This is a genomic window from Pseudomonas phenolilytica (assembly GCF_021432765.1).
GTDB lineage: Bacteria > Pseudomonadota > Gammaproteobacteria > Pseudomonadales > Pseudomonadaceae > Stutzerimonas > Stutzerimonas phenolilytica.
In genome coordinates this window covers 229,408-251,572 of the sequence record NZ_CP058908.1, presented here as the reverse complement: position 1 = coordinate 251,572, position 22,165 = coordinate 229,408, and the positions used below count along the sequence as shown (strand labels likewise).

Annotated in this window: 19 protein-coding genes, 1 tRNA gene and 1 pseudogene; 10 read left to right on the top strand and 11 right to left on the bottom strand. The window is 65.5% G+C overall.

Features of this window, described 5'->3' with window-relative positions:
- Positions 1-9: 9 nt before the first annotated feature.
- The 3 genes from mksF to mksB form a co-directional block, all read right to left on the bottom strand.
- A complete protein-coding gene (mksF, locus tag HU825_RS01305) occupies positions 10-2,844 on the bottom strand; it encodes an Mks condensin complex protein MksF (protein WP_234302758.1) in 2,835 nt (944 codons plus the stop codon).
- Positions 2,841-3,530 carry an Mks condensin complex protein MksE gene (mksE, locus tag HU825_RS01300; RefSeq protein WP_013983820.1) on the bottom strand — a complete coding sequence of 230 codons (690 nt, stop codon included), beginning with the start codon at positions 3,528-3,530 and terminating at the stop codon, positions 2,841-2,843. The genes mksF and mksE overlap by 4 nt, the downstream gene beginning before the upstream one ends.
- A 108-nt stretch (positions 3,531-3,638) precedes the next feature.
- Positions 3,639-4,880 (bottom strand): Mks condensin complex protein MksB, encoded by a 1,242-nt coding sequence (mksB, locus tag HU825_RS01295; RefSeq protein WP_234302757.1) that lies wholly within the window; start codon positions 4,878-4,880, stop codon positions 3,639-3,641.
- 275 nt (positions 4,881-5,155) lie between these two features.
- Between mksB and HU825_RS01290 the strand changes: the two genes are divergently transcribed.
- The 5 genes from HU825_RS01290 (at position 5,156) to rimI (ending at position 10,764) form a co-directional block, all read left to right on the top strand.
- Complete coding sequence (locus HU825_RS01290) at positions 5,156-6,253, top strand: carboxynorspermidine decarboxylase (RefSeq protein WP_234302756.1); 1,098 nt, start codon at positions 5,156-5,158, stop codon at positions 6,251-6,253.
- Between the two features lie 29 nt (positions 6,254-6,282).
- Positions 6,283-7,524: a saccharopine dehydrogenase family protein gene (locus HU825_RS01285; protein ID WP_234302755.1), complete on the top strand. Its 1,242-nt coding sequence runs from the start codon at positions 6,283-6,285 to the stop codon at positions 7,522-7,524.
- A 460-nt stretch (positions 7,525-7,984) separates the two neighbouring features.
- A complete protein-coding gene (locus tag HU825_RS01280) occupies positions 7,985-9,529 on the top strand; it encodes a 2-isopropylmalate synthase (RefSeq protein ID WP_234302754.1) in 1,545 nt (514 codons plus the stop codon).
- Positions 9,526-10,305 (top strand): energy transducer TonB, encoded by a 780-nt coding sequence (locus HU825_RS01275; RefSeq protein WP_234302753.1) that lies wholly within the window; start codon positions 9,526-9,528, stop codon positions 10,303-10,305. Before HU825_RS01280 ends, HU825_RS01275 begins: the two co-directional genes overlap by 4 nt.
- Positions 10,306-10,311: 6 nt before the next feature.
- Entirely contained in the window at positions 10,312-10,764 is a 453-nt protein-coding gene (rimI, locus tag HU825_RS01270; RefSeq protein ID WP_043297464.1) for a ribosomal protein S18-alanine N-acetyltransferase, read from the top strand.
- 9 nt (positions 10,765-10,773) lie between these two features.
- Here the strand turns inward: rimI and HU825_RS01265 are convergent, their stop codons facing one another.
- On the bottom strand, positions 10,774-11,316 hold the full coding sequence (locus HU825_RS01265; RefSeq protein ID WP_234302752.1) for a hypothetical protein: 543 nt from the start codon (positions 11,314-11,316) through the stop codon (positions 10,774-10,776).
- Between the two features lie 126 nt (positions 11,317-11,442).
- Between HU825_RS01265 and otsB the strand changes: the two genes are divergently transcribed.
- The 5 genes from otsB (at position 11,443) to HU825_RS01240 (ending at position 15,451) form a co-directional block, all read left to right on the top strand.
- Positions 11,443-12,189 carry a trehalose-phosphatase gene (otsB, locus tag HU825_RS01260; RefSeq protein ID WP_234302751.1) on the top strand — a complete coding sequence of 249 codons (747 nt, stop codon included), beginning with the start codon at positions 11,443-11,445 and terminating at the stop codon, positions 12,187-12,189.
- Between the two features lie 40 nt (positions 12,190-12,229).
- The gene (otsA, locus tag HU825_RS01255) at positions 12,230-13,609 is read left to right on the top strand and encodes an alpha,alpha-trehalose-phosphate synthase (UDP-forming) (RefSeq protein WP_043297467.1); all 1,380 of its coding nucleotides are present in this window, start codon (positions 12,230-12,232) and stop codon (positions 13,607-13,609) included.
- A 100-nt stretch (positions 13,610-13,709) separates the two neighbouring features.
- Positions 13,710-14,354: a carbonate dehydratase gene (gene can / locus HU825_RS01250; RefSeq protein ID WP_008567215.1), complete on the top strand. Its 645-nt coding sequence runs from the start codon at positions 13,710-13,712 to the stop codon at positions 14,352-14,354.
- Between the two features lie 17 nt (positions 14,355-14,371).
- On the top strand, positions 14,372-15,262 hold the full coding sequence (locus HU825_RS01245) for a DMT family transporter (protein WP_348983348.1): 891 nt from the start codon (positions 14,372-14,374) through the stop codon (positions 15,260-15,262).
- Between the two features lie 112 nt (positions 15,263-15,374).
- A tRNA-Met gene (locus HU825_RS01240) sits at positions 15,375-15,451 on the top strand.
- 98 nt (positions 15,452-15,549) lie between these two features.
- On the opposite strand, the gene HU825_RS01235 is transcribed toward HU825_RS01240, so the two are convergent.
- The 7 genes and pseudogenes from HU825_RS01235 to HU825_RS01205 form a co-directional block, all read right to left on the bottom strand.
- The gene (locus tag HU825_RS01235) at positions 15,550-15,969 is read right to left on the bottom strand and encodes a type II toxin-antitoxin system VapC family toxin (RefSeq protein WP_234302750.1); all 420 of its coding nucleotides are present in this window, start codon (positions 15,967-15,969) and stop codon (positions 15,550-15,552) included.
- Positions 15,966-16,211 (bottom strand): FitA-like ribbon-helix-helix domain-containing protein, encoded by a 246-nt coding sequence (locus tag HU825_RS01230; protein ID WP_077683726.1) that lies wholly within the window; start codon positions 16,209-16,211, stop codon positions 15,966-15,968. The genes HU825_RS01235 and HU825_RS01230 overlap by 4 nt, the downstream gene beginning before the upstream one ends.
- A gap of 52 nt (positions 16,212-16,263) precedes the next feature.
- Positions 16,264-16,408, bottom strand: a pseudogene (locus HU825_RS01225) (phage integrase); the annotation flags it as partial.
- 88 nt (positions 16,409-16,496) lie between these two features.
- Positions 16,497-17,759: an OprD family porin gene (locus tag HU825_RS01220; protein WP_234302749.1), complete on the bottom strand. Its 1,263-nt coding sequence runs from the start codon at positions 17,757-17,759 to the stop codon at positions 16,497-16,499.
- A 272-nt stretch (positions 17,760-18,031) separates the two neighbouring features.
- Positions 18,032-19,726, bottom strand: coding sequence for a tannase/feruloyl esterase family alpha/beta hydrolase (locus tag HU825_RS01215; protein WP_234302748.1), 1,695 nt, complete (start codon positions 19,724-19,726; stop codon positions 18,032-18,034).
- Positions 19,727-19,996: 270 nt separating this feature from the next.
- Complete coding sequence (locus HU825_RS01210) at positions 19,997-20,395, bottom strand: DoxX family protein (protein ID WP_043297470.1); 399 nt, start codon at positions 20,393-20,395, stop codon at positions 19,997-19,999.
- An 85-nt stretch (positions 20,396-20,480) separates the two neighbouring features.
- Positions 20,481-21,980, bottom strand: coding sequence for a sigma-54 interaction domain-containing protein (locus HU825_RS01205; RefSeq protein WP_138300344.1), 1,500 nt, complete (start codon positions 21,978-21,980; stop codon positions 20,481-20,483).
- Positions 21,981-22,165 lie beyond the last annotated feature (185 nt).

The following is a 22,165-nucleotide window of genomic DNA, read 5'->3' as shown; positions in this document are numbered from 1 at the left end:
TGCGGGAGATCAGGCCGTCTCTTCGGTCCGTTGGGCTGAAGCAGTGGTCTGGCTGGCGACCGGTTCGCGGCGGCTGATGTATTTCCAGTCCGCCTCGTCGATGTAGATGCCGGCCGGCCCGCTGCCGCCCTCAAGGTCGATGGCGACATGGGCCGAGACCTGAGGCTTCACCGATGCGAGGATCGGCACGAAGCCCAGCTGCAGGCTGGTTTCGATCAGCGCCTGCTGGTTGCGCTCGTCGATGTCTGCCGCCTCGTCGAGGTAGTAGGGCAGGCGGATGCGCCCGGCCTGCTCGCGATCCATCAGGTGCAGCAACAGGTACATGTTGGTCAGCGCCTTGATGGTCATGGTGGTGCCGTTGGACGCCGCACCGTCGATGTCGGTATGAATCACTGGCTGGCCGCCGACCTTGGTGATCTCGAACGCCAGCTCGAACAGGTCCTTCAGGCCCAGCTGGTTGTTGTTCGCCGCCACCAGCCGCGCCAGGTACTCCTTGGCTTCCTCGTTCTTCGCGTCCTGCTCGGCGGACTGGGACAGATCGAACACCGACAGCGTCTCGCCTTCCTCGTACTGGCCGGCGCTGTGGATGATCTGGTCGATGTGCTTGAGCGCATCCTTGTTCGGCGCCAACACGATGCGGAAGCTCGCCAGGTTGGACACCTGGCGCTTGTTGATCTCGCGGTTGAACCGCGCGAGCTGGTGTTCCAGGCTCTCGTAGTCGCTGCGGATGTTGCGCAGCGTCCGGGCGATGTCGGTGACCGCCGCGCGGCGGGCCTTGGCCAGGGTCAGCGCCTCGTCCTGACGGTGGGCGTAGGCGTTGACCAGCAGCTGCAGGCGACGCTCGGGATCTTCCTCGCTGTCGAACTTGGCCACGCCCTTCAGGCGCACCTGGGCATACAGCGCCTCGATCTGACCGTCGACGCGCTGCAGCGCCTGCCAGCTGTCCTGGTAGTCGTTGAGCAGCGGCAGCAGGTTGTCCAGCGAATCGTCCACCGGGTCCATGAACGGCGTGCCGAAGGGCAGGTTGGCTGGCAGCAACTGGCGGCGGCGCAGGGCGTCTTCCAGGGTGCGTTCCTTGGCTTCCAGATCGGCCAGCTGGCGGCCGACCAGTTGCAGCCTGGCGGAAATCTGCTGCACGCGTTCGGCGAAGGCATCGCTGGTGCGCTTGAGTTCTTCCTGGGCGGCCTCGGCCTGGGCCAGCTGTTCCAGCTTCGCCGGCTCCTCGGCGGCCAGGGTCTGGCTGCGGCGGAAGTCTTCCAGCGCTTTCTGCGCATCCAGCACGGCCTGATACAGCGCCTCGGCCTGGGCCTTGCTCGCCGCGCGGTCGACGGCCACCGCATGCTGGGTCTTGAGCTGCTTGAGTTCGCGCTCCAGGCGATCCTTCTGGTCGCGCAGGGCGGCACGGTCGGCCAGGGCCTGCAGCGCCGGTGGCTCGATATGCGAGAGGTCGATGGACAGGCCCGGCACCGAGAAGGTGTCGCCCTTGAAACGATCCAGCACCGCTTCCACGGCCTTGACCCAGTCGTCGCCCTCGGCGTTGATGCCTTTTTCACCCAGCGGCAGGCTGAACAGCTGGCCATTGAACAGGCGCATCAGGCGATCCACATCGCCCTGGGAGAACTCTTCGCGCAAACGCGAGTAGCTGTTGTTGTCGGCATGGTCGAGCTGTTGCCGGACCGACTTCAGGCGTTTTTCCAGATCACGCAGGCGCTCGTCCAGGTCTTCGCTGGAGAACTGGCGGGACTGCGCCAGCGCACCGGCCAGCTCGTCATGGGCGTCCTTGGCGGCGAGCAGCTGCTGCTCCAGCACATGGGCGTCCTCGACCAGGGCGAAGCGGTTCTTCAGCACCGCCAGCTCGCCCAGCCAGCGCTGGATTTCGCTGATCTCGCGCTCCAGGCGCATCAGCTCGCCGGTCGAACCGCGCTGTTCGTTCTGCAGGCCGTCCTGCTCGCGGCGATAATGCTCGGCCTGGATCACCAGCTCTTCCTTGCGCGCATCGGCGTAGTCGTGCCAGGTGCCGAGCAGGTTGTCGAGTAGCGGCGACAGGCGATGCAGCTTGCCGCGCAGCAGCTCGCGCTGGGCGACACCGGCCGCCAGCGCCTCGACCAGCGGGCCGGCGGCGACCAGTGCCTGGTAGTCCTGCTCCATGCGGCGCACGTCGCGGAAGGCTTCTTCGGTCGCGGCGATATAGTCGACGCTGCCCGAGCGCAGGCTGTGCTCGAAGGCATCGAGGAACAGCTGCTTCAGTTTGGCAGCCGTGATTTCCCGCATATGCAACAGGTTGATGAACAGTGCGCGGAAGGTCTTCAGGCTCTGCTCGCCGGTCGAGCGCAGCGGGATCAGCGTCATGTCCAGCGGGATCGAGGTATGCCCGCCGACCAGCAGCCGGCGCAGCTCGTCCGGCTTGGCCTCGTAGGCCTTGAGGCCGGCGCGTTCGAGGTTGGCGAACAGCTCGCGCTGGCGCAGGCAGGTGCCGTTCTGCTGGTAGTGGTCCAGATCCAGTGCGCCCTGGTAGACGAAGAACTGGTGGCCGAAGCCGCCGCCCGGCCCGCGGCCAGCCACGCCGATCACATGCGGGCCGTGGGGCAGCATGACTTCGACGAGGATGTAGCTGGTGTCCGAGGCGAAGTAGAACTTGCGCGACTGCTCGAGGCTGTACTTGCCGAAGCTCATGTCCGACATGCGCGCCAGGATCGGGAACTGCAGCGCGTTGATCGACGCGGACTTGCCGAGGTTGTTGGCGCCGTAGACCGACAGCGGGTTTTCCAGCGGAAAGATGCCGAGGCTGTAGCCGGCGGTGTTCAGCAGGGCGAAGCGGCGGATGCCGTAGCGTTCCTGGCTCATGCTTCAAGCTCCTTTTCTTCGGCGATGGCGCGCGCCAAGGCGTCTTCTTCCGATTCTTCGGCCGCTTCCTCGATGAGGATGATGTCGTCTTCGCCCTCGTCCTCGGCGATCAGCTCCGGGGCGGGCAGCGGCAGGTCGCTGCTGTGCAGGCTGGCGGCCAGATCGCGGTCCTGCTGCACCGACAGGCAGACGTCGAGGAAACGGTGCATCGGCGGCAGGAAGCGGTAGACGCCGTTGCTGTCCTCGGCGAAGCCCAGCTGCGTCAGGCGGCGGATGACCTTCTCTTCCAATTCTTCCTGGGTGGTGACTTCGGCCTGAAGGAACAGGTCGCGGTACTTATCCAGCAGCGCCGGCAGTTCATCGCGACCGAGGCTGCCACCGTCGAGCACGGCCAGCGGGTCGCGGCCCTGGTCGGCCAGGTGCTCGACGAGGATGAAGGTGAACAGCGCCAGGCGCTGGGCGGTCTTGTTCACCTGCGCGCCCATCTGCTCCGGGACGAAGTAGTAGAAGCCGCGCGGATCGCAGACCAGCTCGAAGCCGAGCGCCTTGAACAGTGCGCGGTACTGGTCCTGCATGTTCGACAGCTGCGCGTAGGGCTCCGGCTCGCTGCGCGACAGGTGATAGCCCTTGAACAGCTCGCGGAAGATCGGCGCCAGCTGGGTCATTTCCTTGAGGTCGATGTTCATAAACGTGGCTCACAGGCAATCGTAGGGTGGAAAACGGCGCAGCCTTTTCCACCGGAAAGTTCGGTGTCAGCGGTGGACAAGCAAAGCGTTGTCCACCCTACGTAGGGATCAGCCATTGGCATTGGCCACCAGCGCAAAGGAGCTGAGGCTGACGCGGTGTTCGCGGGTCAGGTACTCGCGACGTTCCAGGCGGTCGCGCTGGAAGCGGGCGTCGCGGGACAGGCGCGAGAACCAGTAGAGCAGCTCGTCGGTGGCGCCCTCGGGTTCCTGTTCCAGCAGCCAGGCCATCAGGTCCGACAGCGGCAGTGCCTGCTGGCAACGCTCGATCATCTCCCGCGCGGTGCGCGGTGCGCGCGGCTGCTCGCCCTTGCGCTTGCCGCTGGCCCGCGGGAACTGCGCCCGCTTCGGCTCGAAGCGGGCCAGGGCGTAGACGTAGGCCTCGACCTGGCTGGCAGTGCCGAGAAAGGTGCTCTGTGGACGGGTGAACAGCGGCAGCGAGGCCTGTGGTACGGCGTCCAGGCCCTTCTTGCGGATCGCCGACAGCGCCAGTGCCGCGCCGCGGGTCACGGCGTTGTGCCGACGCGCTTCCTCGCGCAGCGGCAGCAACAGCTCGCGGGCCTTGCGCAGGGTCAGCTGGGCGGTGGTCTGCATTTCGAGGATGCGCGCATGAGTGCGCAGCAGGAGGTCGTCGTCCACCAGCTGGCCGAGGCGCTGCTGTTCGCCGAGCAGCTTCATCAGCACCTGCTCGACGCGATGAACGCCCTGCTCGAAGGCGCCGTCGGCGGACACCAGCTGGATCATCGGCTCGACGTACTCGTCCCAGGTCGCCAGCACCTCGGCATAGCGCTGGCGCAGCGGGATCTGGCGGTCGCTGGTCTTGGCCCGGTCGGCTACCGCAACCAGCGCCTGCTCGTCATTGTCGAGTTTCTTCAGTACATCGCGTACGCGCATGTCGAGCAGGCGCAGCTGGCGGGCCAGGTCGTTGCCGTCGCGAATCTCGAAGGCATCGAGGATATGCCCGGCCAGACGCTCCAGGTGGCGCAGGTAGGCTTCGATCTCCAGGCACAGGCCGAGGCGGTGCTCGCGGCGCAGGTAAGCGAGGAAGTCGTGGATCTGCGCGTTCAGCTCGAAGCGGTTGGGACTCTTGGCCACCGGCACCAGGATGTCCAGGCGGATCCACTGGTCGAGCAGGGCGGTGATATCGGTGGGCGTGCCTGCCGGCAGTTGCGCACCGAGCTGGTGACGCAGTTCGACCAGGCTCAGGGTGCCGGCGTCGAAACGCTCGCACAGCGGCTCGAGCAGGGTCCAGTGTTCGGCGAGGGCACGCAGTACGCGCTTGGGTTCGATCATCGTGGCGCTGGTTCCGGCCAGTGAAAAAAGGCGCTGATTGTACTGCATCGGCGCCCGCTGATTGGCCTACTGCTGACCGGCTGCTACCGGTACCGGGTGAGTCACCTGATCGTCATCCGCGGCGCGGTAGCCTGCCCGGCAAGGTCAGCCGACGCGTGGATGGTGACGAAATGTCTCAATGCTCTTTCGATCTGCACCAGTTGTCGGCAGAATTCGCCCTTTTGCCAAACGGGGAGCCGGCCGCTTCCTGCGGGCGACCTCATGGGCAGCGATAAATGATCAAGACGCCGTATTACCTCATCGACAAACAGAAGCTCTTGGGCAACCTGGAAAAGATCGCCTACGTGCGTGAGCAGTCCGGCGCCAAGGCGCTGCTGGCGCTCAAGTGCTTCGCTACCTGGTCGGTGTTCGACCTGATGCAGCAATACATGGACGGCACCACCTCGTCGTCGCTCTACGAGCTCAAGCTCGGTCGGCAGAAGTTCGCCGGCGAAACCCACGCCTACAGCGTGGCCTGGGCCGACGACGAGATCGAAGAGATGGTCGCCAACTGCGACAAGATCATCTTCAACTCCATCGGCCAGCTCGAGCGCTTCGCCGACGCGACCGAGGGCACCATCCGTGGCCTGCGTGTCAATCCGCAGGTGAGCAGCTCCGACTATCTGCTGGCCGACCCGGCGCGCCCGTTCAGCCGACTGGGTGAACACGATCCGGCGAAGATCGAGGCGGTGATCGGCAAGATCAGTGGCTTCATGTTCCACAACAACTGTGAGAACTCCAGCTTCGAACTGTTCGACGAGATGCTGACCACCATCGAGGAGCGCTTCGGCCATCTGCTGGCGCAGGTCGAGTGGGTCAGCCTCGGCGGCGGCATCCATTTCACCGGCGAAGGCTATCCCGTCGATGCCTTCTGTGCGCGGCTCAAGGCGTTCTCGGAAAAGTTCGGCGTGCAGGTCTACCTGGAGCCCGGCGAAGCGGCGATCACCATGAGCGCCTCGCTGGAAGTGACGGTGCTCGACACCCTCTACAACGGCAAGCATCTCGCGGTGGTCGACAGCTCCATCGAGGCGCACATGCTCGATCTGCTGATCTACCGCCTCAACGCCAAGATGGCGCCCAACGACGGCGAGCACAGCTACATGGTGTGCGGCAAATCCTGTCTGGCCGGCGACATCTTCGGCGAATACCAATTCGATCGTCCGCTGGCCATCGGCGATCGGCTGTCGTTCATCGACGCGGCAGGCTACACCATGGTCAAGAAGAACTGGTTCAACGGCCTGAAAATGCCGTCCATCGTGGTAAAGCAGCTCGACGGCAGCGTCGAGGTGGTTCGTGAGTTCGACTTTAACGACTACCTGTCCAGCCTCTCCTGAGGCCGGCAGATTAAGGAGTGATCCCGGAATTGAAGAAAAACGTTCTTATCATTGGCGCAGGAGGTGTTGCCAAGGTGGTGGCCCACAAGTGCGCGCAGCACAACGACGAACTCGGTCGTATTGCTATCGCGTCGCGCAGCATCTCCAAATGCCAGGCCATCATCGACAGCGTCCAGGCCAAGGGCGGGCTGAAGCAGCCCGGCGAGATCAAGGCCTATGCGCTGGACGCCATGGACGTGGAAGCGACCAAGGCGCTGATTCGTGAAACCGAATCGCAGATCGTCATCAATGTCGGTTCTGCCTTCCTCAACATGTCCGTGCTGCGCGCCTGCATCGACACCGGCGCCGCGTATCTCGATACCGCGATCCACGAAGAGCCGGGCAAGATCTGCGAAACGCCGCCGTGGTATGGCAACTACGAGTGGAAGCACCTGGCCGAATGCCAGGAAAAGGGCATCACCGCCATCCTCGGAGCCGGCTTCGACCCGGGCGTGGTCAACGCCTATGCCGCCCTGGCGCAGCAGGAATACTTCGACAAGATCGAGTCGATCGACATCCTCGACGTCAACGCCGGTTCCCACGGCAAGTATTTCGCCACCAATTTCGACCCGGAAATCAATTTCCGCGAATTCACCGGTCAGGTTTACAGCTGGCAGAACAGCCAGTGGACGACCAACCGCATGTTCGAGGTCAAACGCACCGACGACCTGCCGGTCGTGGGTGAACAGAGCCTCTACCTGACCGGTCATGACGAGGTGCACTCGCTTTCCAAGCACCTCGACGTGCCGAACATCCGTTTCTGGATGAGCTTCGGCGAGCATTACATCAACGTCTTCACCGTACTGAAGAACCTCGGCCTGCTCTCCGAGCAGCCGGTGCGCACCGCCGAAGGCCTGGAAGTGGTTCCGCTCAAGGTGGTCAAGGCCGTGCTGCCTGATCCTGCCTCGCTGGCGCCGGGCTACACCGGCAAGACCTGCATCGGCGACCTGGTCAAGGGCACCAGGGATGGGCAGCCGCGCGAGCTGTTCATCTACAACGTCGCCGACCATGAAGAAGCCTTCGCCGAGACGGACAGCCAGGGCATTTCCTACACCGCCGGCGTGCCGCCGGTCGCTGCAGCGCTGCTGATAGCCCGTGGCGAGTGGGATGCCAAGCGCATGGTCAACGTCGAAGAGCTGCCGGCCCAGCCGTTCCTCAAGCTGCTCGATGTCATGGGCCTGCCGACCCGGATCAAGGATGAGCGCGGCGATCGTCCCTGGGATCAGGCTTGATCGGCTGCGCGTCGGCCCTGCTGCGTTAAAAACAGGCTCGGACGGTGGCTTGCCACCGAACGGCCTTTAGGCCGGCCCGAAGGGCGAGCGGAGCGAGTCATGCTCATTTACAGCAGTAAACTCCGCTTCCTCGCCTGTTTTGATTCGCTGGCGCTCACCCTACGGGCCAGCCTTCGGCTGTTACTTCCGCTGGTCGTTGCGCCTTGCATGGCTCTAGCTCGCTCGATCAGCCCAAAGCCCGCCTAAAGGCGGGCTTTGTGTTTTCTGGCGTAGGGTGGAAAACCGCGAAGCGTTTTCCACCAACGTTCCCCCGCGGTGGAAAAGCCTTCGGCGTTTTCCACCCTACGCGACAACAACCCACGCCAAACGCAGCTGCGCCTTCCCGCCCCGTCCATTTCACGCGACAATCCGTCCACTCAGGCGCCCCATGAGAGGCGCTCGGCAGCCGTGAGGATTTCCTATGAGCAGCAACGATCGCGTCATCATCTTCGACACCACCCTGCGCGACGGCGAGCAGAGCCCCGGCGCGTCCATGACCGGTGAGGAAAAGCTGCGCATCGCCCGTGCGCTGGAGCGGCTGAAGGTGGACGTGATCGAGGCCGGCTTCGCCATCGCCAGCCCCGGCGACTTCGCCGCGGTGAAGCTGGTCGCCGACAACATCAAGGACAGCACCGTGTGCAGCCTGGCGCGCGCCGTCGATGCCGACATCGAGCGTGCCGCCGAAGCGCTGGCCGGCGCCAACTCCGGGCGCATCCACACCTTTATCGCCACCAGCCCGATCCACATGCAGTACAAGCTGCGCATGCAGCCGGACCAGGTGGTCGAGCAGGCGGTCAAGGCGGTGAAGAAGGCGCGCAGTCTGTGCGCCGACGTGGAATTTTCCTGCGAGGATGCCGGCCGCTCGGAGATCGATTTCCTCTGCCGCATCATCGAGGCTGCCATCGACGCCGGCGCCCGCACCATCAACATCCCGGACACCGTCGGCTATGCGATTCCGCACCAGTACGCCGACACCATCCGCCAGCTGCTCGAGCGCATCCCCAATGCCGACAAGGCGGTGTTCTCCGTGCATTGCCATAACGACCTCGGCCTGGCCGTGGCCAACTCCCTGGCCGCGGTGGTCGCGGGTGCGCGGCAGGTCGAATGCACCATCAACGGCCTCGGCGAACGCGCCGGCAACGCCGCGCTGGAAGAGATCGTTATGGCGATCAAGACCCGCCAGGACCTGCTCGGCGTGCACACCCGTATCGAGACCGAGCACATCCTCGCCGCCTCGCGTCTGGTCTCCGGCATCACTGGCTTCCCAGTGCAGCCGAACAAGGCCATCGTCGGCGCCAACGCCTTCGCCCACGAGTCGGGCATCCACCAGGACGGCGTGCTCAAGCACCGCGAGACCTACGAGATCATGTCCGCGCAGTCGGTCGGCTGGAACGCCAACAAGATGGTCATGGGCAAGCATTCCGGGCGCGCCGCGTTCCGTTCGCGCCTGGAAGAGCTGGGCATCGTGCTGGAAGGCGACGAGCTGAACGCCGCCTTCGGCCGCTTCAAGGAGCTGGCCGACAAGAAGCATGAAATCTTCGACGAAGACCTGCAGGCGCTGGTCTCCGACACCCTGGCCGACGAGGCGCCCGAGCACTACAAGCTGGCCAGCCTGGAGGTGACCAGCAAGACCGGCACCGTGCCTGAAGCCAGGCTGCTGGTCAGCGTGGAGGGCGCCGAACACAGCGCCCAGGCCCAAGGCTCCGGCCCGGTCGATGCCACCTTCAAGGCCATCGAGAGCATCGCTCAATCCGGCGCCACGTTGCAGTTGTATTCGGTCAACGCCATCACCCAGGGCACCGATTCCCAGGGCGAGGTGACCGTGCGGCTGGAGAAGGGCGGGCGCATCGTCAACGGCAACGGCGCCGATACCGACATCGTCGTCGCCTCGGCGAAGGCCTACCTCAACGCACTGAACCTGATGCAGGTCGGCGCCAAGGCGCATCCGCAGGTGGAAGGGGTTTGATCACGGAAACCCGGCGTCGCGCCTACCTCGACGCCATGCAGGTAGCCGTCTGGCTGCCGCGTACCGAACTGCCCTTCGCCGCACCGTCGCGGCTGGAGCTGCTGCAGCCGCCGGTCGAGGCCGCGCCGGTGCAGCCGGACGCGGCAGTGCCGGTTGCCAGCGAGCGGGCTGTCGAACCGACGCCGGCCCGCCCGGAAAAGCCGCAGCTGCGCGTCGTCGTGCCCGAGCCGAAGCAGCCCGAAGCAGTCGCGGCCCCGCAGGCGCCCGATGAACGGCCGAAGGCGGTCGAGCCGCCACCCCGTTTCGCCCTGCAGCTGCTGCGCGCCGGCAGCGTGCTGCTGCTGGTGGAGCTGCCGACTGGCGAGTCGTTCCAGAGTCGCGATCCGGGCTACATCCTGCTCAAGGACCTGCTGCGCGCCGCGCGCCTGCCGGACAGCCCGCAGCAGGTCGGCGATGGCGAGCCGATCCGCTGGCCGCTGCTGCACGGCGGTAGCCTCGACCAGGGTGCCGAGGCCGCGCGCGATTACGTGCAGGGCGTGCTGGCTGGAGAACTGGAAACGATGGGCTGCGACTGCATCTGGCTGGTCGGTCTGCCGGCGCTGCGCTTCGCCGGCGAAGTGGGAGCCGAGGCCTGCTGCCGCGAACTGGCCATCGACGGGCTCGGGCGCGCGCTGGCGATTCCCGGTCTGGAAACCTTGATGGAACAGCCGGCGACCAAGGCCGAGCTGTGGCAAGCCATGCGCCGCAGTCTGCCGCGTTGGCACAGGAGTTCGTGAGTAGCCATGAGTGATGCAGTCAGCTTCCGCCCGATGACCGCGGCGGATATCGATGCCGTGTTGAAGATCGAGTACGCCGCGTTCAGCCACCCGTGGACGCGCGGCATCTTCACCGACGCCCTGAGTGCCTACGAATGCTGGGTGATGTTCGAGGGCGAGCAACAGGTCGGGCACGGCGTGATCAATGTGATTCTCGACGAGGCGCACCTGCTCAACATCACCGTCAAGCCGCAGAGCCAGGGCCGCGGCCTCGGCCTGCGGTTGCTCGAGCACCTGATGCAGCGCGCCCGCGAGCGCGGCGGCCGCGAGTGCTTTCTCGAGGTGCGCGCCAGCAATGCCTCGGCCTATCGGCTCTACGAGCGCTACGGTTTCAACGAAGTAGGCCGGCGCCGGGCCTATTACCCGTCGGCTGAAGGGCGTGAGGATGCCCTGGTGATGGCCTGTACCTTGCTCGACTGAGCCGCGTGGTCACTGTCCGGGGTGCTTGTCCCGTCCCGAATCCAGCGGTGCATCGCCCTCCAGCTCTTCGTCCGAAAGCACGCTGTCGTCTTCGTCCAGCAGCGCGTCGCCGTCGCTGACGCCGCTGTCCTCGTCACCGTCGGCCGGCCCGTCCCAGGGTTTGCCATCCAGCGGGTGGCGCCGCGCCAGTTCGGCCTCGTCCAGGCCCGTGGCGCCGCCGATCTGCTGATCGGTCACCACGGTCAGATCCTCATCGGCCGGCCCGCCGTGACCGCGCTCGCTCGGAGATCGGGCGCCATCGTCGGGCAGCAGGGTTTCCGGCGTGAGATCGTCCAGTGTGGTCTTGCCGTCGATCGTTTCCGCGCCGCTAAGCCCGGCTTCGGCCACGCGCTCCGGCGGAAATTCATCGGCCAGCTCGTCGGCAGGAACTTCATCGCCAATGCGGCCCTTGCGTTCGTCCTTGCGTGCGCTGAAGTCGAGCTGCTCGATCGAACCCATGCGATCTTCGGTGTCGTCGATTTCAGTCGGCGTGTACGGCTTGCGCTCGCTCATGATCGTCTCCCGTAGGTGAATGGCGGGTCTTGCAAGGTGTGACCGGGCCGCGCGGTGAAGATTCAAGACGTCAAAGCCGTGAAAAACAGGCGAACCAGCACCGCTGATCGGCAGTCCATACCCTCTATGGACGATCAACAACCTTCGGCGGCGCCTGCGCCGCAACGCTGTGCATTCTTCTTCGACGTCGACGGAACACTGGCCGAGATACAGCCGCGCCCGGAACGGGTGTTCGTTCCTCCGACGATCCTGGCTGCGCTGCAGCGGCTGCATGCCGCCGCGATTCCCGTCGCGGTGATATCCGGGCGGCCGCTGCAGCAGCTCGACAGGCTGCTCGCGCCCTTGCGGTTGCCAGCCGCGGGCGTGCACGGTGCCGAGCGCCGCGCCGCCGATGGTGCGCCGCGCGACCTGGCGCTCGATCACGCCCAGCTGCAACGCATCGGAGCGGAGCTGGCGCAGGCCTGCGCCGACCATCCCGGCCTGCTGCTGGAAAACAAAGGCATCGCCTTCGCCCTGCATTTTCGTCTCGCACCGCAGCTCGAACAGACCGCCGCCGAGCTGGCCCACGATTTCGCCCGCCGCTACGGCGAGGTGCTCAGCCTGCAGCCGGGCAAGTGCGTGTTCGAGCTGAAACCGCGCGGCGCGAGTAAGGGCGAGGTGATCCGCGCGTTCATGGCCGAGCCGCCATTTCACGGGCAGGTGCCGGTGTTCCTTGGTGATGATCTGACCGACGAGGCCGGTTTCGCCGTGGTCAACGCGCTCGGCGGCCATTCGATCAAGGTCGGCGAAGGGCCGACGCAGGCCCGCGAGCGTCTGGCTTCGGTCACCGCGGTGGGCGAGTGGCTGCAGCGACTGCTCGCCGCGCTGCCATGAGGGACGCATCCAATAACAATCAATCGAGAGCGAGAATCCGATGAGTCGACTAGTCGTAGTCTCCAACCGCGTAGCACCGATCAAGGCCGGCAAGGCCGCCGCCGGCGGGCTGGCTGTGGGGGTCTACGATGCCCTGCGCCAGTCGGGCGGCATCTGGTTCGGCTGGAACGGCGACATCAGCGCCGATCCGCCGATCAACAGCGAACAGGTGGGCAACATCACGTACGTCACGCTCGGGCTGACCAAGCGTGACTACGATCAGTACTACCGTGGCTTTTCCAACGCGACCCTGTGGCCGATCTTCCATTACCGCATTGACCTGGCGCGCTACGACCGCGACGAGTACGAAGGCTATCGGCGGGTCAACCAGATGCTCGCGCAGAAGCTCAAACCGCTGCTCAAGCCCGATGACATCATCTGGATCCACGATTACCACCTGATCCCCTTCGCCGAGGAATGCCGTCGCCTGGGCATCCGCAATCGCATCGGCTTCTTCCTGCACATTCCTTTTCCGCCGCCGGAAATCCTCACCGTCATCCCGCCGCACAACGAGCTGCTCAAGACGCTTTGCTACTACGACCTGATCGGCTTTCAGACCGAAACCGACCGGCTGGCCTTTCAGGACTACATGACCCGTGAAGTGCGCGGCGTGATCGAGGCCGATGGCAGCCTGACCGCCTACGGGCAGAACTTTCGCAGCGGCGTCTACCCGATCGGCGTCGTGCCGGACGAGATCCAGCAGCTCGGCGAAACCTACAAGGGCCGCCGCCATCCCATGCGGCGTACCAGTGACACCGCGCGCAAGACCATCATCAGCGTCGATCGCCTCGACTATTCCAAGGGGCTGGTGGAACGCTTCAAGGCCTACGAGGCGTTCCTCGACCGTTTCCCCGAGCACCGGCGCAACGTCGAGTTCTTCCAGATCGCGCCGACCTCGCGCTCGGACGTACGTACCTACCAGAGCATCCGCCGCCAGCTGGAAAGCGAGGCCGGGCACATCAACGGGCGTCTGTCGGACCTGGACTGGACGCCGTTGCACTACCTCAACAAGAGCCACGAGCGGCGCATTCTCATGGGGCTGTTCCGCTCGGCAAGCATCGGCTTCGTCACGCCACTGCGCGATGGCATGAATCTGGTGGCCAAGGAATACGTCGCCGCGCAGAATCCCGAGGACCCCGGCGTGCTGGTGCTGTCGCGCTTCGCCGGTGCGGCGCGCGAGCTGACCTCGGCGCTGATCGTCAACCCGTACGACTGCATCGGCATGGCCGAGGCGCTGGATCGGGCGCTGCGCATGCCGCTGGCCGAACGCCGTGATCGCTACGAGCACATGATGCGGGCGATCCGTGCGGCCGATCTGAGTGCCTGGCGCGACAATTTCCTGCGCGACCTCCGCTCGTTCGTCTCGCAGCCGCGCGAATAGCTCGCAGGAGGTATGCCGCAAGGGGCTGTGACGCCGCGCAGAACCGGTGTGTCATAGCGGCAGCGGTTCGCATTCGCGTGCCAGACTTCGAGGACAAGAAATGAACGATCTGGATCAGTTGTTCGAGAACAACGCCCGCTGGGCCGAAGCCATCAAGCAGGAAGACCCGACCTTCTTCGAGCAGCTGGCCAAACAGCAGGCACCGGAATACCTGTGGATCGGCTGCTCCGATGCGCGCGTGCCGGCCAACGAGATCGTCGGCATGCTGCCCGGCGACCTGTTCGTGCACCGCAACGTCGCCAACGTGGTGCTGCATACCGACCTCAACTGCCTGTCGGTGATCCAGTACGCGGTCGACGTGCTGAAGGTCAAACACATCCTGGTCACCGGTCACTACGGCTGCGGTGGTGTGCGCGCCTCCATGCGTGACGACCAGTTGGGCCTGATCGACGGCTGGCTGCGGACCATCCGCGACCTCTATTATGAGCACCGCGCGCACCTGGCGACCCTGCCCAGCGAAGAAGAGCGGGTCGACCGCCTGTGCGAGCTGAACGTAATCCAGCAAGTGGCCAACGTCAGCCATACCACCATCGTGCAGAACGCCTGGCACCGCGGGCAGCCGCTCTCGGTGCATGGCTGCATCTACGGCATCAAGGATGGCCTGTGGAAGAACCTCAACGTCACCGTCAGCGGCCTCGACCAGTTGCCGACCCAGTACCGTCTGCGCCCACTCAACCCAGCGTAGCGTCCCGGCGCCACGGCCTGGCTTTCGCCGGGCTGCTGGTGGCGGTGGTCTGCTGGAGCGGCAACGCCTTGGTGGCCCGCGCTTTTCATGACGAGATCCCGCCGCTGGGCCTGTCGTTCTGGCGTTGGGTACTTGCCGCGACATTGCTGCTGCCCATCGTCGCGCGCTCGATCTGGCGCCACCGCGCCGTTCTGCGCGCCGCCGGCTGGCGCCTGCCGGTACTCGCCGCCTGCGGCATCGCCAGCTACAACTCGCTGCTGTATACAGCGGCGCAAAGCACCGAAGCGATCAATCTCACCCTGGTCAACACCTGCCTGCCGCTGGCGACCTTCATCGGCGCCGGCCTGCTGCTCGGCGAATGGCCGCTGCGCCGCGCATGGCTCGGCATGGCCGTGGCCGCCGTGGGCCTGCTCTACCTGATCAGCCGCGGCAGCTGGCAGGTCCTGAGCAGCCTGTCATTCCAGCGTGGCGATCTGATCATGCTGGCCGCCGTTGCCGCTTGGGCGCTGTACACCCTGCTGCTGCGACGCTGGGCCACGCGCCTGCCGGTGCCGCCACTGACATTGCTCGGTGTGCTAATGGCGCTGGGCGTGCCGCTGATCCTGCCGTTCTACCTGCTGGAACTCAGCCGCGTCGGCGGTTTCGCGCCGACCGCAGACAACCTTGTCGCGATTGGCTACACCGCCGTGTTCGCCTCGCTGATCGCCTACCTCGCCTGGAACCACGGCGTAAGCGTGATCGGCGCGTCCAAGGCGGCCATGACCAGCTACCTGATGCCGGTGATCACCGCGCTGCTCGGCTGGCTGCTACTGGACGAAGCCCTGCAGACATTCCACTGGATCGGCGGCGCGCTGATCTTCGGTGGCCTGCTGATGGCGACCCGCCCGTCGTTCCGCCAACACAGCTGAGCGAAAGCCTGGCCAGCCGCGCAACCGCTGGTCTAACCGCTTGAAAAGGATAAAAATTCACTGGTGGCAGGGTTGACAGCAAAAAAGCACCAGAGAATAATGCGCGCCACTCGGCTACATAGCTCAGTTGGTTAGAGCGCAGCATTCATAATGCTGATGTCCCAGGTTCAAGTCCCGGTGTAGCCACCATACAAAAACAAGGGGTTAGCGAAAGCTAGCCCCTTTTTGTTTTGGGCCGGTGACTACGAAGTGACTACGCCCTGTCTACAGACGAAACGCTGTTACCCCTATTCGCTCCAGGGATCGATCAAAGCCACTCCCAACGGCTCGAAATGACGGGTATTGCGAGTCGCGATGATGGCATCGTGTCGCCGTCCAATCGCGGCGATCTGCGCATCTGCCATATCTACTATTCGCCCCTTCGCTTCGGTCGCGGCAGCAATCTCTGCGTAGTGGACGGCTGCGTCTGCATCGAACGGCAGGATATTGCCGGCGAAATCTTCCTCAAACATGGCCGAGGCTATGTCGAGCAGCCCTTGTTTGCGCTTGCCATCCGGCATTCTGGCAATGCCGTAAAGAATCTCCGCAACAGTGATCGCACTGATCGCTAACTCGCTCGCTGGCTGGGCGTCGACCCACTCAATTACTTGCGGCGCCGGCTTGGCTCGCATGAGCTCGGACAACACATTGGTATCAAGCAAGATCATTCATCGAAGCTCGCTGCTCGGGCCTTATCTTTTCGCTCAGGCAATGCGAGCTCCGCACCGCCGAGCGTAGCAAAACGGGAGCGAATGCGAGTACCCAGTCCGCCACGCTTTTCCTGACGCGACAGGGCTTGCCGAATGATGATTCGGGCTTCTTCTTCCATCGAGCGTCCATGACTAGCCGCTACAACGCGCAATTTCGCCTTCAGGTCGTCGTCAAGGTTTCGGATCGTAATGCTGGCCATAGAACCTCCGAGTGAATCCAATGAAATCATTGATAGCATACCTGCAAGGACATTAAGCGAATACCACCGCATGGCCGCTTTGGATAAGTGGAGACAGGCGAAGCGCAGATTCCAGATGGTCCGGCGACAGATGCGCATAGTGCATAGCGCACGGTCATCGTGATCGACGAATGCCCCAGGATTCGTTGCAGGCCGAGAAAGGGGTTAGCGAAAGCTAACCCCTTTTTGTCTGGGGCAGGTGACTACGCATCGTCATGCCCCGGCGTGGCTGCTACGGGCAAGTCATTACCAGAGCGGTACGCTGTAGCTGATGATCACTCGGTTCTCGTCGAGGTCGTTCTGGAAGTTGCTGCGGGTGGTGGCGTTGCGCAGTTTTAGGCCGAGGTTTTTCAGTGGGCCGCTCTGGAACACGTAGGCGAGGTCGGTGTTGCGCTCCCAGGTCTTGCCTTCGCCGGCTCCAGCGCCGCGGTCGACGTTATCGCCGGAGAGGTAGCGGGTCATGAGGGTTAAGCCGGGGATGCCGAGGGCGGCGAAGTCGTAGTCGTAGCGGACCTGCCAGGAGCGTTCGTCCTCGTTGCCGAAGTCGTTGATCTGCACCAGGTTGAGCAGTGAGTTGTCGCTGCCGGCGATGTAGGCGAAGCCGGTGTCGCCGGAGACTTGCTGGTAGCCGGCGCCGAAGGCGTGGCCGCCGATGCGGTAGGTGAACATCGCGCCGAAGGTGTCGGCGTCGACGTTGCTGCCGCCGTCATCGGTCTGGTGCACGTAGCGCAGGTCGGTTTTGAAACTCTGTTTGTCGCCGAGCGGCAGTACGTGGAGCAGGCCGAAGTTGTGTTCCTTGTAGATGCCGTCCAGCCCGCCGTAGTAGTAGCTGCTGCTCAGTTCCGGGGTCCAGGCGTAGCGGCCGCCGGCGAAGAGGAACTCGTCGCTGGTGGTCTGCCGACCGAAGCGGATGTTACGCAGGCCGCCGTTGAAGGCGGTCATTTCCTCGTTGTCCGATGAGTTGCGCTGGTTGACCCGGTCGAGCCTGCCCACATCGAGCGTCAGGCCGTCGATTTCCTTGCTCTGCAGCCACGCGCCGCGGAAGGTCTGTGGCAGCAGGCGGCTGTCGTTGCGCATCAGCACTGGAATCAGCGGTTGCATGGTGCCGACATGCAGGGTGGTTTGCGAAAGCCTCGCCTTGGCCGTGAGGCCGGCCGAGCCGTAGTCGTCCTGGGCGCGGTTGGGTGCTTCGCGGTCGCTCTGCAGGATACCGGTGCCGACGCGGTCGGGGCTGGAGTCGAGCTTCACGCCGAGGAGGCCGATGGCGTCGAGGCCGAAGCCGATCGGGCCTTCGGTGTAGCCGGACTCCATTTTCAGCATGAAGCCCTGTGCCCATTCCTCGGCCTTGGACTGCCCGTCGCCGGAGCGGAAGTCGCGGTTCATGTAGAAGTTGCGCAGGTCCACGCTGGCTTTGCTGTCTTCGATGAAGGCGGCGTTTGTGGGGCCGGTGGCGATCAGAACGGCGCTGCCGCACAGCAGTGGGCAGACGACGGTTTGCTTGAGTCGCATGGGATTTCCTCTTGTTGTTGTTCTGCGCCGCGTTCGCGCGGCTGCCAGTCCTGAGCGAAAGCCGTGCCAGCCGGCCCGGTGGCGCAATCGCTATGCGCTGAGGCCCGTGCTAGAGCTGGTGCGTGGCTCGGGCATGAGCTAATACGGCTGGTGTGCAGAGCGTCCAGTTCGGCGGACATGTTCAGCGTCGGATCGATGCGGGCCGCGGGTGTCCAGCATCGCGGACGGCGGTGGCGGCAGCGCGCACGACGCTGGCCGCCACCTGTCCCGGGTCAGCGGGCGTTCACGCAGACGAAGCTGGAGGCGGCATCTACGGCACCCTTGCCGACGTACTTCGGCCAGCCCGGGTACTCGCATAGTGGGCGGGTGCGTCCTGGTACGCCGGCGCTGTCGGCGACGATCTGGCGGCGCGGGGCGATGCCGCGCTCGACCCAGTTCTCCAACGCGGTAAGCGAGTCCCAGGCGGCATTGAATACCGTGCTGGCGGCATGGCCGTAGCCGGGGATCTCGTAGTAGCGCATGAACTGACGCGTCCTGCCCGGCCCCATGTCGCGGCGGATGCGTTGGTAGTACTGGGCGCTGGCGCGGGTGCTTACCAGCTGGTCGGAGGTGCCATGGGCCATGAGCAGCTTGCCGCCGTTGTTAGCGAAGGCGGAGAGATCGGTCTCATTGACGTCCTGACGCAGCGACAGCTCGCTGATGCGCGCCTGCCAGGGGCCGGGGTTCTGCGGATCGAGGGTCAGCGAGTTGAAGGTGGGATTGCGCGTCACGAAGTGGCGCACCCACTCATCCCAGAAGCCGGCGTGGTAGGGCGCGCCATCGGCGAAGCCGGTGCCGTGCACGGGCATCGGGTAGGTCGGCTGCAGGGTGTTGAGGCCCAGGCGGTTGACTACCAGCTGCAGGCCTTCCCCCGGCCGGCCGAGGTCAGTGCCCCAGGTGTTGAAGCCAGGGTAATGGGTTTCGCCGCTGGCCAGCGGGAAGCCGAAGCGGATCGGTGTGTTGAATACCCGCAGTGCGCGGATCTGCGCGTCCGACAGGCAGCGCGGCGAGCTATCGGCTCCGTCCGGGCAGCGCAGCGGTCGGCCGTCGAGTTTGGCGCGGGCCGGATCGAAACGTGCGTTGCAGGCGGCTTGATGGCTGATCACGCCGTCGCGTACGCCATCCAGTCCGTCGCAGGCCTGCATCGCCGCTTCCAGCAGCGCGGCGCGCTGCTCCAGGCTGGGAAAGGCGCCGGGCGCGGCGAGCGCACGGGTGATGCGGCCGAACTGCAGGTCCAGTGCCAGGGCGTTGTAGGCGGGGTAAAGGGCGATCACGCCGTGGAAGTCGGTCGGCCACTGCTGCGCCACGGCCAGTGCCTCGCGCCCCCCGGTAGAGCCGCCGGCGAAGTAGCTGCGTTCGGGGGCTGCACCGTAGCGCTGCCGGATCAGGTAGACGGCGGCATCGCGGGTCTTCTTCAGCGCGTCGTGGGCGTAGTTGGCCAGGGCCTCGTCGTTCCAGGCAAAGCCCCCGGGGCTGAGCGGATCGAAGGCGTGCCCGGAGTCGCTGCCGAACACGGCGTAGCCCCGGCCGAGCGGCGTGGGCTGGTCCAGCGGGCCGGCGGGGACATTGCCGGCAACGTTCGGCAGGGTGCCGTTGTAGCCGCCACCGCCGAGCATCAGCGCCTTGCGGTTCCACTGCTCGGGCAGCGCCAGGCGCAGGCGGATGGGCGGTGCGGCGCGGTCGATGGGGCGAATCTCGGCGCTGACGTCGCAATAGGCACCGAAGGCCTGCGGCGCAGTGCCGCCGGCCGCCATGGCGTTGGCCGCTACGACCTGCGCGCCCCGCGTGGGCAGGCCGATGGCCGCGGCCGGTATCTCGCTGCCGAGCAGCGCGGTGCAGTCGGCGGCATGCGTCGGGCTGGCAAACCACAGGGCCAGTGTCAGTGGCGTGAGGCGCCGGATCGAGGCGATGACGGGATGAACGATCATGCGAGGCTTCCTTCTTGTTGTTGTCGGACGAAGCGCGCCGCAGCGGTGCGAGGCCGCTCAAGTGGGCACTACGCCGCTCAAGCCAGCGCCATGCCAGCGGCGTGTATCGCGCACGGCAACGCGACGGCCGGTCGCCCATGGCGTACCGGCCGCTCTGCGTCGCGGGGTGAAGGAAGAATCGGGGAGGGGCCTGCCACCAGGGCGTGCCAGGCCGGGGCGCGGGTCGATGTCCAGCGCGCTGGAAGGTGTCCGTGCAGCCGGACAGTCGCGCTAGTTGAAGCGTCCGCTCGTTCCGCCGACGCTGAAACGCCCGGCGCCGAGCAGCAGGACGGCCACCGCGCCGAACAGGAACATTCCCTGCAGTTCGAGCGCCCAGCCGCCGGTGGGGGCCAGCGTGAACAGCTCGGCCCGGTGCGCCAGCAGCAGGGCGAAAAGCATGTTGCCGGCGATCAGCAGGGCGCCGACGCGCGTGTACAGTCCGACGATCACCAGCAGCGGGCCGACCACCTCGCCCAGATACACACCATAGGCAACCGCGGCAGGCAGGCCGAGGCCGGTGACCATGCCGACGATGCCGTCCACGCCGTTGACCACTTTCGAAATGCCGTGCAGCAGCATCAGCACGCCCAGCGCCAGGCGCAGCACCAGCTTGCCAATATCCTCAGTCATCGTCGTCGCTCCCGAGCGGTGACGGGTATCGCCACCCTGAACAGAACGATAGATCAGGCAGAACACGCGTGCGTGACGCCACCGCTCAGCGCTGGCTGAGTCCGTGTTGTGCGAGCTTGCTGTAGAAGCTGGCGCGGGAGATGCCCAGCTCCATGGCGGCGCGCCGGCGATTGCCGTGGCAGGCGCGCAAGGCGCTTTGCAGTGCACGGCGTTCGGCGTGGGCGAGCGTCTGCGCGAGCGGTTGCAGCGGCAGGTCCTCGTCCACGCTGGTCGGCTCGCTCGGGACGGCGGGCCGACTGGTCGCGGCGGGAGCGGCACTGCTCGCCGGACTCGCCTGCTCGCCGAGCAGCGGCAGCAGGTGCTCGACTTCCAGTTGCGGACCGTCGGTGCACAGTTGCGCGCGCTCCAGCAGGTTGCCCAGCTCACGCACGTTGCCGCGCCACGGTTGCGCGCAGAGCAGCGCCAGCGCCTGCGGGCTGAGTTCCATCGGCGGCTGGCCGGAGCGGTTGGCGATGTCGTCGAGCAGGTGTTCGATCACCGCGGGAATGTCGCCGCTGCGCTCGCGCAGCGGCGGCACCCGCAGCGCCAGCACATTGAGGCGGTAATACAGATCGTCACGGAACTGCCCGGCGGCTACCTTGGCTTCCAGATCGATATGCGTGGCGGCGATCACCCGCACGTTGAGCGCCTTGACCTGGTTGGAACCCAGCGGTTCGACCTCCTGCTCCTGCAGCACGCGCAGCAGCTTGGCCTGCAGCGACAGCGGCAGGTCGCCGATCTCGTCGAGGAACAGCGTGCCGCCGTTGGCCACCTCGAACTTGCCGATGCGCGCCTTGCGGTCGGCGCCGGTGAAGGCACCGGGTGCGGTGCCGAACAGCTCGGCCTCGACCAGCGTCTCCGGGATCGCCGCGACGTTGACCGCGACGAACGGCCCGCGCGCGCGCGGCGAGAGGTTGTGGATGCCCTGGGCCAGCAGTTCCTTGCCGGTGCCGGTCTCGCCACGCAGCAGCACGGTGGCGTCGAGCTGCGCGGCGCGCCGGGCCTGGCGCTTGATCTCGCTGGCGGCCGGGCTGTTGCCGATGAAACCGGCGATCGTGTAGCGCGCCCGTCGGGCCTTGGCCAATTCGTTCTGCGTGGCGAGCAGTTGCGTCTGCAGGCTGGTGTATTTGGCCATCAGCGGCTTGAGATGCCGCGCGCGGTCGAACAGCACGAAACCCAGCGCGCCGACCAGGGTGCCGTCCTCGTCACGCAGCGGGATGCGGGTGACGACGAAATGCTCGCCGCCGAAGGCCATCAGGTCGAGCATGCTCGGCTGCCCGCTTTCCATCACCTCGCGCAGACGGCTGGCCGGCAGCACCTGCTCGACCTCCAGGCCGAGCACGCTGGCGGGGTCGCGGATGCCGATCTTCTCGGCGTACTTGTCGTTGATCCAGACGATGCGCGCCTGCCGGTTGACCGCGATGGTGCCTTCGCACTGGGCGTTGAGGTGGTCGAACAGCAGGGGCATGGCCAGCATGCGGAAGCGTTCCGGGGATACGCCGACGATGAGGCCATTATGGTCGAGTACGTCGCGGGCAATGCTCATGGCGGTTCGGTTCTCTCTGCAGCCATTATTGGAATGCCCGTCTGATGCGGGCGGCAGTCAGCGAAACTCGGCGTGGGTGCGGACATCGCCCGGGTGCGCCACGGCAGACATGTGTCGTGGGAAAGATCGTTTGCAGATAGCGTGCCTATGCCGCTTCGCTTGGCTACGGGCGTTAGGACCGTGCG